Below are 12,394 nucleotides of genomic sequence, written 5' to 3' on the forward strand. Positions count from 1 at the left end.
GTCCTTTCTTATGTTTCAATGTGTCTATATATCTCCCCTAGAAAAGACAAAGATCCAAAAGCTAATATAACATCCTCTTTCTTAACAAGTTCCATTGCAATATCAATTGCATTCCCTATTGTTTCTCCATCAATCACATTTTTACAGTATTCTAATGCAGCTTTGGTCAGTTCCTTTGAGGATAAAGCTCTGGAGCTATCTGGAGTAATCGTAATAATAGTGTCAGCATAAGGTGCTGTGTGTCTTAATACACTATGATAATCTTTGTCTGCTAGTACACCCATTATATATATAATTCTCTTATTTGTAAAATATATTTCAATAGATTTTCTTAATGACTTTGCTCCATCTTCATTATGAGCCCCATCCACAAAAAAATAAGGTTCTGTCTTTATCATCTCAAATCTCCCGGGCCACCTGGTAAGAAGCAGGCCGGTTCGGATATCTGCTTCTTTGATCCGGTAACCTAAGCCGGCAAGTACACTAATTGCTTCTATCGCCAGAGCTGCGTTTTTTACCTGATTCTCACCGAGTAATTTGATCTCCAGTTTCTTATACTCCTTATAATCAAAAGTAATCCCATGAAATGTATGTTCCACATTCTCAATGGCTTCTAAACTCATACAAGTCAATTCTGAGTGATTCTGTTCACTTACTTCCTTGATTACCTCCATGGCTTCACTTTCCTGAGCGTAGGAAACAACAGGAATTTTATACTTAATAATACCAGCTTTTTCATAGGCTATCTTTGTCAGGGTATCTCCTAATATCTGCATGTGGTCCAGGCTGATAGAGGTTATGACAGAACAAACAGTGGTGGAAATCACATTGGTAGAATCCTCCCGTCCTCCCAGGCCAACTTCTAGAATAACAATATCGCATTTTTTCTCTACATAGTATAGGAAGGCCATTGCCGTTTCTATTTCAAATGGAGTGGGATGGGGCATTCCTTCTTCTACCATGGAATCTGCCACTTCTTTTATTCTGCCAATAAGATCTCCAACCTCTTCTTCACTGATAAAAACTGTAGACTGATTCTGTCCTGTCTGGATTCTTTCTCTGTATTCCAGTATCGTTGGAGAAATATATCTTCCTACCAGATATCCTGCCTTGGCTAAAATAGTTCCAATATATGCACATACAGAACCTTTTCCATTGGTACCTGCAACATGAACGAATTTTAACTGATCCTGGGGATTGCCTAAACGCCTTAATAATTCTTTCGTATTATCAAGGCCTAAGACACTCCCATATATATTTACAGTACTCATATACTCCATAGCATCCCTATAGGACATTTTATTCTTTTGTTCTCTCATATTTTTCCCTCCAAGCCAGGTAAATCAAGCCGGCTTGATTTTAATTGCCCCAACTCCTTATCTGGTTGGTGGATATTTCACAAATAAATCTTTGATTCCCTGATAGATTCCTTCTGCAATTACAGTAAGCCTGGTATCATCCTGTAATATTTTTACATCTTCTTCGTTCGATAAGAATGCCACCTCTAAAAGTACTGCCGGCATGGCAGAACTGTTTAATACTTCTATATTGCCCCTGAGCATTGCTCTGTCATCACTGCCTACAGCATTGGATAAATAAGGCTTTAAGAAGTATGCCATCTTGCTTGAGGATAAACCAGACCCTGCTGTTTGATCATATTTGGAAGAATACATAATTAATGAGCCTTTTGCAGATGTATCAGTACTTGCATTAATATGAACACTTACAAAGATATCCCCATCAATCTCATTTGCCATCTTTGTACGCTCTGAATTGGTAACTGTGGCATCGTCCAATCTGGAATAATATACTTTTATATCATTATTTTTATCCGCTGCTTCCTTCATCTTCTTTACAATAGATAATGTTACATCTTTTTCTATTAAATTATTCCCATAATTGGAACCCTGGGCTCCTTTTGCCGACCCACCATGGCCCGCATCCAGAAATACTATCTTAGAATACATATCTTTTGGTGCTTTTATAGTTATCACAAACTCAGAATCCGTCTCTGTAACCTTAAAACCACGGATAATATTCGTTCTAATTCTAATGTCAGTATTTCCCTGATTGTTTAATGACACTTCACAGGATGCTCTTGAAGAATCCATAATATCTGGAATATTACTTGTATAGAAAGGTACCTGGTTTCCTGGCACCGTAAGAATATACTGCCTGTTTACGTAATCATCAAGTTGAGTGATACCTGATAATGTATTGATTCCCTTGCTTATATGAATCTCATTTGGCAGTTCCTCAGCACTTGGCTCTTTTCCTGGTTTTTTTGTATAAAGACTGGCAGACTTTGCAGTACCATCGTACTCATAATAGAATCCCAATTTTTGAGTTACATACTCCACCGGAACCATAATATATGTCTGGTTATTTTCTTTATATAATATGGCAAGAGGCGCCGCAGGCAATGTAATATTTCCTCCATTTAACACGGCTTCTTTTTTGCCAATAGTAAGTTTCATGGTATTTCCATTGGCTGACAGGACTAATGTTTTATCAGCCTCATCATAAGAGTAATCTACACCTAAAACGGAATCGGCCAGTACTTCCCTTACAGGAGCAAGAGTGTATCCCCCTATTAAAATACCAGGGATTTCAGAAGCGACCTGCTCTTCATCTACAAAAAATTCCACGGTAGAGCCTTTATAATTATATTGATTTCCACCATATTCAATCAGCAGACCTTTATTCTCAATAGCAATTGTACCGGTTTTGCTGTACCAGGAATATAAAAATCCCAGATTCTCCGCAACAAACCTGGAAGGGACAAGAATCTTCGTTCTTCCACTGGATATATATTGTACCTGAACCGGAGCAGCCGGCATCTTTTTTGATTTACCGTTTACTGTTGCGGTTTTACTGCCCAATTTCATTACAACTGTATTTTTACCATTTTTTAATGTAATTTTCTTAGTCTTGGAATTATAAGAACCTTTTACTTTCATGGCAGAATTCACAAATACATCCATAAATGGAACCATTCCATTCTTATCCATCAGGATACCCGGATTTTTACTTAAATTTATATTTTCTCCATTATAAGTTGCCTTTAACCTGGTATCCTTATAGTTGACAGTCTTGCCACTATATCGGATTTTAAGTACACTTGCAGCATTTACTGTCGCTGGTGTACAGATCATTACCAATAGTAATAATATAGTTATTAGTTTTTTCATCTTTCATCCTCCTATGAATTTGCTTTGTACTATCCCATTGGGATTCACTAAATATCAAAATACCTGAACAACTTTTCACTCATTTGTATATTATAAACTTTCCTGTAGATACTCTATAAATAAGGAAAGGAGGGCCATTTGTGAAAAAGACTCTATTAAAAAATTTTATCATATGTGGCTTTAGCGGATGGTGTATGGAATGTTTATGGACTGGTCTTAATTCAATCATAAAACATTCTGACAAATCATTAAAATGCAACACTTCTGTATGGATGTTTCCCATTTATGGTATGGCTGCTTTTCTTTCTCCCATCAGCAGACTTCTTAAAAATAGGAATACATTCGTACGTGGAATCATTTATACACTTTTCATCTTCATTACCGAATATGGAACCGGTAATCTTCTTAAGAAGTATAAAGCCTGCCCATGGGATTACAGCAAGGCCAAATTAAATTATAAAGGGGTGATACGTCTGGATTATGCACCACTTTGGTTCGCAGTTGGACTTTTTTATGAAAGTATATGTAAAAAACAATTTCAATTACCAGATTAGAACAATCATGGAATTCCTGGTATTTATAGAACTGGCTTCTATAATATATCAGGAATTTTTTTGCACACAAAGTCATGGAACAATTGCCGGCGCATAATAATATATAAGAAAGATTCCTTTGATTTATCATTTGTATTATAAGGCAATTTTACCAGATAATACAATACTTTAATTCTTAAGTTTTTCCTAAGAAATGTAAGCACCTCCATTATCTTGTCTTGTACATTCTGAAAAAGATGCTATAATTAAGTTAAAGGTAGACCCCCTACTTGGTTCACAACCCTGTAACTACAGAGTATCATATAATATCATCACATTAATCAGATCATAGGACAAAAATATGAAAAAAGAAAAATTAAAGCAAAAATCAAATCAAACACATAGTAGTATATTTGAGTACCTTTTTCATAAACAAAAAAAAGACACCTTAATCATAGCTCATCGCGGAGCGAAAAGCCTGGCCAAAGTTGAAAATACAAAAGAAGCTTTTCAAATAGCAATAGATCTTAATATAAAAATGGTAGAGTTTGATGTAAGAATAACATCAGATGGAAAACTTGTGATTTTCCATAATAATCACCTGAATAAAAAGAAACTAAATTCCATGACTTATGAAGAATTATGTCGGAAAACTTCATTAGAAGGTTATACCCCTCCATTACTTCGTGATGTATTAGAAGAATGTCAGGGGAATATTATGTTAGACATTGAATTAAAAGAAGCAGGTTATGAACAGGAGGTTCTTGATTTAGTCACAGCTTACTATTCAATTGACCAGTTTGTCATAACTTCTTTCCATGATTCTGTACTTAAGAAAATAAAAAAAATAAATCCGAATATTAAGGTCGGTTTATTAATTGGTTATGAACATGCCTCCATACTTCGAAGGATTACTGAAATATTCCCGGTAAAAAGGTTAAAAGCTTCCAAAGCTGATTTCGTAGTTCCTCATTATACATTAGTTACTCCTATGCTGGTAAAATCTTGTAGACTACACCATTATGATGTAGTCGTATGGACTGTGAATAATGATAAAATATTTAATAAGCTTCTAAAAAGGAATGTTTCCGCTATCATTACGGATTTTCCTCAAAGATATGCTTATTAAAAAAGAAAGAGGAGAATATTTATGTTAAAAGCTGTTATATTTGATATGGACGGTGTTTTGGTAGATTCCGAACCTTTGCATGCGAAATCATTTGTTATTGCCATGAAGCAATTTGGGGTAGATATTACTACAGAATATAATTACGGATTCGTGGGCTCAACAGCTCTTTCCATGTGTGAATCTGCCATAAAAGAATTTAATCTGTCTGTTGCACCGGAGGAGATTCTGGCGGCGAATGCAATTGCTATCCATAAACTGGTGAAAGAAGAAGGCTATACTCCAATACCATATACGAAAGAGTTAATTAAAGACCTTTATAAACATGGTGTTAAACTTGGAATTGCATCTTCTTCCAGTGAAAAACAGATTGAAGAAGTTACAAAAGCACTGGGTATTAAAAAATACTTTGACAAATTTGTCAGTGGTGCAAATCTGGAACGTTCCAAACCTGCTCCTGATGTTTTCTTAAAAGCTTTAAAGGAACTTGGAGTAAAAGCATCAGAAAGTATTGTAATAGAAGATTCTATGAATGGCGTGATTGCCGCAAATGAGGCTGGTATTCCCTGTATTGGATTTATTAATGAAAATTCCGGTAATCAGGATTTATCTTTGGCACATGTTCTAATAGAAAGCTTTAAACATATTGATTATAATTTTATAAATAATGAATTAAAAAGAGCCAATGGAATTCCAATTACCATTGCCTCTACAAAACGCCTTATTCTTAGAGAATTAGCTGTAAGCGATATCAAAGATCTTTATGATATCTATAAAAACCCTGAGGTACGTGCCTTTATAGACGACATTGATGATTATCTTGAAATAGAAATAGAGAAACACAAAGCTTATATTAAAAATGTATATGCGTTCTATGGTTATGGCTTATGGGGAGTATTCAGCAAAGAAGAAAATAAACTTATTGGCCGTTGTGGTATCTCAAACCGTGAAATTAATGGACAGAATGAAATTGAATTAGGTTATCTTCTGGATGCCGACCACTGGGGCTTAGGATATGCAACAGAATGTATTACGGCGACTCTGGATTATGCTTTTCAAACCCTGGAATTACCTAGAATTGTAGCTGTCATTGATAAACTTAATGCCCGCTCCATAAAAGTAGCAAAACGGGTTGGAATGACCCTTGAAAAAGAAATCATTGACCGCGATAGAGCGTGTTATCTATATAGTATCCACAGATCAAATTAATTAGGCAATTGGGAAACTCTAATATTATATCTATTGGGAAAATAATTAATACAATTCCGGAGCGGAAGCTAAGCGGATGGAGCGTTGAAGCGGAGGAATTTGTATTAATTATTTCACAAATTTAGAAAACTTAATAGTTTCCCATATCCCCTTGATCAATCTAATCTCTCATAATCAAATGGAGTCAGGCGATGATAATATTTTCCCATCTCCCCAAAGGTAAAGCAGTATTTAAATTCATCAATATTAGTATCTTTAAAATAAATGACATAATTAAATTCTGGATTTTTAGATTCTTCACAAACAATGTCCTGGGAATATTTATAAAAGACACTCATTATATTATCTAAGGTACAATCTTTCACGGAAAGGGCTCCAATTAAATCACTTAGAAATAAATTATCCTTATTTTTTTCATAAATATGATCGATGGTTCCTCCAGGCAGATTAAATTTATATCGATGGTTTTCAATTTCAATCCCAATCTTACCCCAGTTCTTCAATACAAAAGTTTGAAATTCTCTTAATCTTGGCATAATATCCATTTTGATATTCTCTTGTTCCTGCTCTATATTAAGTAAATATACTAAAAGATCATAATCATAATAAATACTTTGCTTTTCTCCTTTTACATATCCAATTTTTACAATTCCTTCATAAATCATAGCTTCCAGATTTCTTTCTAAATGTAAAAAGCCTTGTATTTTTTTATCCTCCATTTGAATGAAACTCCTTTCGTACCAGATAAATTCTGATCTAATTTATTTTATTGTATACGATATCTATTTAAAGTCAATAAATATGGACAAATATATAATCTCATATTTACCATTTTCATAATTCAGTATATAATAGCTACAGTTGGAGAGGTGGAACAGATATGGAACGTTTAAAAAAAGTATATCGCAGGAAAGACAGGCAGACCTTGGCAGATGAACCTTTAAGCAGGGAGAATATAAGCAGAATTTTAAAAGAAAGTGCGGATTCTCATAGTTTTTCCCCTGTATACTCGAAACAATACTCCTACAAATCCAATCATATAAATAAAAAAGATAGAATCGATCAGAACAATAAGGAGAATAAAATGGAAGAAATATATAAAATCATTGAAGAAAAAATAAAAGAATCCGGTTATAAAAGAGAAATCAGTGGATCTGATGTTTATAACGAAATATCTGATTTAATCGATGGCAAAGACAATGGCACATATATTCTTATGTCAAAACCTTATGATGATGTAGTATTCGAATATTGTGTAGATGTAATGTCTGATAATTTTAATTTATCTTACATTAAGATAAATGCTTTAGAAGGACAATACCATATTGATTTTGATAATTAATACGGATATATGGATTATCATAAAAAGAAGATATCTAAATTGATATCTTCTTTCTCTTTTCATTATTCTTTATTTAATTCCTTGCTTCATCAATTATTCTGCTTGATCTGTTGCTGAATTATTAGTATTGTCATCAGCGGTTGTATCATCTGTAACTGCATCGTCTACTGTGTCATCTACGGCATTTTCAGTACCCTGTACTGCATCATCTGCTGCATCTTCAACATCATCTACGGCATTATCAACATCGTCTCCTACAGTATCTCCTGTTGTATTATCCGTATCATTCACATCTTTATCGCCTGTATTACAAGCGGTTAAACTTGCAAATGCAAAACAGCATAATGCTATAAGTAAATATAATCTTTTTTTCATGGAATACTCCTCCTAAAAAATAATAATAGAAATTTCTATTTCTTGTTTACAAGGTATAGTATTTCACTAGAACAATTATAATATTCATCATACTTTTTTACTAATAAATACATCCAAAAAGGCTTAATACAACAAAACATGAATTATGATTTCTATTTATTTTCATTAATGTAAAATTTTATATTAGAAATATATAGAAAAGACAGTGAAAAACACTTGATAAAAATTTTTAATTGTAATAAAATTATTTAGTGATAAGCTTCCGTGGCTCAGATGGTAGAGCAATTGATTCGTAATCAATAGATCGTGGGTTCGAGTCCCATCGGAAGCTTTTCCATAGTATATTGTCATATCATTTCACTTATTCCTTCCATGGCGAAGGAATTTTTATTTGAGAAAGTAAAATGCCAACAGCGATATTTTTTAATGATAACCGTTTTAATTTTAAATTGAAATATGTATGAAAGAGAGTTTTAAGAATGAAAATGCAACATAGACTAAAAGGAATATTACTTGTTATTATCGGTTCCATGTTATGGGGAATCTCCGGAACCGTTGCCCAATATTTATTTCAGCAGAAAGGATTTACACCGGAATGGCTTGTAGTGATCCGTCTTCTTATATCAGGCATTCTTTTATTATCTTATGCACTATTAAGCGGTAATAAAGATATGTGGAAAATCTGGACCATGAAAAGCAGTGTGATAGGCTTGATATTCTTTAGTATCCTTGGAATGCTTGGTTCCCAATATACTTATTTTGCCGCAATTAAGCATGGAAATGCAGCAACTGCCACTATCCTTCAATATCTGTCTCCCGTACTGATTACGATTTATCTGGGAATCCGGACCCGAAAGATACCAGGACCAAATGAAATAGCGGCAATTATTTTGGCAATGTTAGGTACCTTCTTCATTATAACAAAAGGTAATATACATAGTTTATCCATCTCTAAAGCGGCACTTTTCTGGGGTATTAGTTCAGCAGTCGCAGCAAGTGTCTACACTTTGCAGCCACGTTCTCTTTTATCAAAATGGGGTTCAACAATTATTGTAGGCTGGGGAATGTTAATTGGTGGAATCTTCTTTAGTTTTATCCATTCTCCATGGGATTTTACCGGACATTGGTCAGTTACTTCCATATTGGGTGTCATATTTGTGGTTCTCTTTGGAACACTCATTGCATTTTATTGTTATCTGGAAAGTTTAAAATATATAAAACCAACCGAATCCAGTATACTATCTTCCGCAGAACCGTTGTCTGCAGCTATTTTATCTATTGTCTGGTTACATAATCCTCTTGGGGTATGGCAATGGCTTGGAACCATTTGTATTATCGTAACAATTATTATTTTATCCTGTACAGATGACAGAAGAAAATCAGCGCCAATTCAGCCCTGATTTATCTTATTCATAGTTTTCTCCAGCGCCAAAATCATAGAGTCGATATCTTCTTTCTCAATAACAAGAGGAGGCTGAAAAGCCAGTACGTCTCTATTGATTCCATTCTTGCCAATAAGAAATCCCAGATCTTTCATTTCCTCCATGATTAGATCTGTTATATCACCGGATGAAATGTCCTCACTCTTGGAACTTAACTGAACTCCTATCATTAATCCTGTACCTCGCATCTCTTTTATAAATGGAGATGAGATTTTCTCCAGTCTTTCCTTTAGATAATGACCAAGTGTCTCTGCTCTTTCAACCAAAGATTCTTCTTCAATATATTTAAGAACACCTAATGCTGTGGCTGCAGCTACCGGATTCCCTCCAAAGGTTGAAGCAGAAGGACGGTTAAAAGACTGTGCGATCTCATCGGTAGTAGAGAAGGTAGAAATCGGTATTCCATTACCTAATGCTTTAGCCGTGACAATGATATCAGGAATCACATGGTAATGTTCTATACAGAACATTTTACCGGTACGGCCATATCCGGTCTGTATTTCATCTATGATCAATAGAACATTATATTCCTCTAAAAGCTTTTTAACCTCTTTTATATAATTTGGGGGATACATAACAATGCCCCCATTTCCCTGAATTGGTTCCATTATCATTGCGCTTATTTCATCACTATGTTCCTCTAAAACTGACTTTAGCTGTTTTAAAGATTTCTCCATTGCTTCTTCGTAACTAATATCTTCTGAGTATGGACGATCGATAAAATAAATATTATCTTTTACTAAATTATCATCTAATCTCCACATTGGAATTCCTGTCACACTTAAAGTCAAATGTGTTCTTCCGTGAAGTCCTCCATGTAATGCAATAAAACCATTCTTTCCTGTATGTAATCTGGCCATTGCCATGGCTCCTTCATTGGCCTCGGAACCTGTTACACAAAAGAATGTTCTCTTAATGTCTCCCGGTAATATGGTCGCTAATTTTTCTGCTAATAGTACCATCGGTTCAGTTAAGTACAAGGTTGTAGTATGTTGTAAACAATTTAACTGTTCCAATGTATATTTAAGGATCTCAGGGTTGGAATGTCCACAGTTCATTACCGATACCCCTCCATAAAAGTCTGTATATTTCTTATCTTCCTGATCATATAGATATTGCATGGAACCTCTCACAATCTGGGGAGGATTTTTATAAAAATATGAGGTAGCAGGATAAAAATATTCTCCTCTTTTCGCTAAAATGTTTTCAGGTCCTATATATTTCATGAAATTTCCTCCTAATTTATATTCTTAAAAGTGAGAGCTCCCAAAGTGAAACCGGCTCTGAACGGTTTCATATTTTCATATAATTGTCTGCACCTGGATTTGTCTTTGACTGCTTCTTTATAAATCCCAATGATCGTTCCAAGTTCGGTAAGATCATAAGTCTGCCCTTCAATCCGAAGACTCAGAGGTTTATCAAAATTTAATATATCAAGAATCGGAAGGATACAAAATTCTTTCCCTGTAAACAAATGATTTTTCTCATTTTGATCTATATAGACCGGATTTTCCCCCTGGTCTGTCTGAAGTACCAGTATATTATTCTCTACATACTTATTATCCTTTTGAGCTGTTGGTTCCAGGACCTCTATATTTTCATAAAGATTATGATCCAAATACATAACTTTTTGAGGTCCATGAGCCACTATTTCTAATGGTATATCTGCCTTAGCCATAAATTCAGGCAGTTCATTTCGTTTTATCTCTATAGATATGGTAGCTTCACTGGCACCCATATTTTTGCAGAATTCTAAAGATTTATGGTTATATATATTTAAATTGAAATTAGTAATTAATTTATACTTATTGCTATATTTTTTCATAGCCCCTAAATTAGAAACTAATAATCCGTCAAAATATCTACCATAAGTTTCTAAGTATTGATCTATTTTATCGAACCAAAGTTCATCCATCATCTGAGGTAAATCAAGATAAATTTTCGTATCTTTCTTAACCCTGACCAATTCCATAAGCTGTTCTTTGCTTATAAACCGGTCCGGTGCAAAAACCTCACAAGGTATATAGATACGGTCAACTCCAAGTTCAATGGAAAGTTTTGCCTGATCATAATTATTTACTTTTACAGAAAGTTGATGAACCGACGGAACTTTAGTTGTGTATTGATCAAATTCTGACTGGATATCACTGATTATCCTCTCTGTTATTTCAGGTTCCTCTGTAGGTATTGAAAACATCTTTCCTGTGGAATAGAACTTACCGGTTCCTTCATATCTTGAATTGATAAACTTCAAACCCGGTTTTGAAAAAGCATATGCAGTAGTAAAGTCACGTTTTCTATGTTCATATAATTCATTGGCATGCCTCTTTTTATCATAATTTAGCGGTTCACGAATATATCGGTCTATAGCATCACCGTATTTATTGACCAGATCTACAATAAAATCCGTATCTCTCATACGTCCTTCTATTTTAAATGAAGTTATGCTGGCTTCAATTAATTCGGGGATATTTTCATACATATACATATCTTTTGCTGCAAGAGGGAATTTTGTAGGATATACATTCCCATCTTTTTGCACAAGATATGGCCATCGACATGGTTTAAAACATCTGCCCCGGTTAGAGCTGTTGCCTAATACAATAGAACTATAATAGCAATTTGCTCCATTCACGGCACACATATCTCCATGTACAAAATATTCTGTTTCGATTCCTGTCTGACTTTGAAGGTATTTTGCAGTCTTTAGATCCATTTCTCTGGATAAGACTACCCTGGATACATTGTATTCCTGCAGTTTTTTGACCATTTCAATATTATGGACATTCATCATGATAGAAGAATGGATTTCAAAATTATTGAGGGCATATTCTTTACATATCTCCAGAACACTTAAATCCTGGATTATAATACCATCAGCATCAGAATTATTTAAAAAATGAAGATATTCAATTGCTTCATTTATTTCAGATTCATTTAACATATTATTTACTGTCACATAAACTTTTTTATCAGACTCATGAGCCATTTTTATAGCTTTAATTGTATCTTCATCTGAGAAATTATAGCCTTTTCTCATCATTCGCATATTTAGTGATTTCCCACCGAAGTAAATTGCATCGCAGTTTGCCTCTACCATTTTTTCAAATGTCTCCATTGTTCCACAAGGAGCCAATAACTCAATTTTTTTGTCATTAAAGTATCTTGCCATTTTA

11 protein-coding genes and 1 tRNA gene are annotated in these 12,394 nt (G+C 34.2%); 6 read left to right on the forward strand and 6 right to left on the reverse strand.

Going from position 1 to position 12,394, the window contains the following annotated elements:
• Positions 1–8: 8 nt before the first annotated feature.
• Both EDD66_RS09505 and EDD66_RS09510 read right to left on the reverse strand, forming a co-directional pair.
• A complete protein-coding gene (locus EDD66_RS09505; protein WP_243115334.1) occupies positions 9–1,319 on the reverse strand; it encodes a bifunctional folylpolyglutamate synthase/dihydrofolate synthase in 1,311 nt (436 codons plus the stop codon).
• 57 nt (positions 1,320–1,376) lie between these two features.
• Positions 1,377–3,191, reverse strand: a complete 1,815-nt coding sequence (locus EDD66_RS09510; protein ID WP_123609340.1) for an N-acetylmuramoyl-L-alanine amidase — start codon at positions 3,189–3,191, stop codon at positions 1,377–1,379.
• Positions 3,192–3,331: 140 nt separating this feature from the next.
• Here EDD66_RS09510 and EDD66_RS09515 point away from each other — a divergent pair, with 140 nt between their 5' ends.
• The 3 genes from EDD66_RS09515 to EDD66_RS09525 all read left to right on the forward strand — a co-directional run bounded on the left by EDD66_RS09515 (position 3,332) and on the right by EDD66_RS09525 (position 6,059).
• Complete coding sequence (locus EDD66_RS09515) at positions 3,332–3,745, forward strand: putative ABC transporter permease (protein ID WP_279232883.1); 414 nt, start codon at positions 3,332–3,334, stop codon at positions 3,743–3,745.
• A gap of 340 nt (positions 3,746–4,085) precedes the next feature.
• Positions 4,086–4,853, forward strand: coding sequence for a glycerophosphodiester phosphodiesterase (locus EDD66_RS09520; RefSeq protein WP_123609341.1), 768 nt, complete (start codon positions 4,086–4,088; stop codon positions 4,851–4,853).
• Between the two features lie 21 nt (positions 4,854–4,874).
• Positions 4,875–6,059: a GNAT family N-acetyltransferase gene (locus EDD66_RS09525; protein ID WP_123609342.1), complete on the forward strand. Its 1,185-nt coding sequence runs from the start codon at positions 4,875–4,877 to the stop codon at positions 6,057–6,059.
• Between the two features lie 155 nt (positions 6,060–6,214).
• On the opposite strand, the gene EDD66_RS09530 is transcribed toward EDD66_RS09525, so the two are convergent.
• A complete protein-coding gene (locus EDD66_RS09530; RefSeq protein ID WP_123609343.1) occupies positions 6,215–6,778 on the reverse strand; it encodes a DUF3877 family protein in 564 nt (187 codons plus the stop codon).
• 161 nt (positions 6,779–6,939) lie between these two features.
• Between EDD66_RS09530 and EDD66_RS18885 the strand changes: the two genes are divergently transcribed.
• Positions 6,940–7,401, forward strand: coding sequence for a hypothetical protein (locus tag EDD66_RS18885; protein WP_330511028.1), 462 nt, complete (start codon positions 6,940–6,942; stop codon positions 7,399–7,401).
• Between the two features lie 93 nt (positions 7,402–7,494).
• Here EDD66_RS18885 and EDD66_RS09540 read toward each other — a convergent pair whose 3' ends face one another.
• The gene (locus EDD66_RS09540) at positions 7,495–7,776 is read right to left on the reverse strand and encodes a hypothetical protein (RefSeq protein ID WP_123609344.1); all 282 of its coding nucleotides are present in this window, start codon (positions 7,774–7,776) and stop codon (positions 7,495–7,497) included.
• Positions 7,777–8,034: 258 nt separating this feature from the next.
• Between EDD66_RS09540 and EDD66_RS09545 the strand changes: the two genes are divergently transcribed.
• Both EDD66_RS09545 and EDD66_RS09550 read left to right on the forward strand, forming a co-directional pair.
• Positions 8,035–8,107, forward strand: a tRNA-Thr gene (locus EDD66_RS09545).
• Between the two features lie 148 nt (positions 8,108–8,255).
• Positions 8,256–9,176 (forward strand): DMT family transporter, encoded by a 921-nt coding sequence (locus tag EDD66_RS09550; protein WP_123609345.1) that lies wholly within the window; start codon positions 8,256–8,258, stop codon positions 9,174–9,176.
• Here the strand turns inward: EDD66_RS09550 and EDD66_RS09555 are convergent.
• Both EDD66_RS09555 and EDD66_RS09560 read right to left on the reverse strand, forming a co-directional pair.
• Positions 9,167–10,444 (reverse strand): aspartate aminotransferase family protein, encoded by a 1,278-nt coding sequence (locus tag EDD66_RS09555; protein ID WP_123609346.1) that lies wholly within the window; start codon positions 10,442–10,444, stop codon positions 9,167–9,169. The genes EDD66_RS09550 and EDD66_RS09555 overlap by 10 nt on opposite strands.
• 11 nt (positions 10,445–10,455) lie before the next feature.
• Positions 10,456–12,390 carry a U32 family peptidase gene (locus tag EDD66_RS09560; RefSeq protein WP_123609347.1) on the reverse strand — a complete coding sequence of 645 codons (1,935 nt, stop codon included), beginning with the start codon at positions 12,388–12,390 and terminating at the stop codon, positions 10,456–10,458.
• Positions 12,391–12,394 lie beyond the last annotated feature (4 nt).

This window comes from Mobilisporobacter senegalensis (genome assembly GCF_003752155.1).
Classification (GTDB): Bacteria; Bacillota; Clostridia; order Lachnospirales; family Lachnospiraceae; genus Mobilisporobacter; species Mobilisporobacter senegalensis.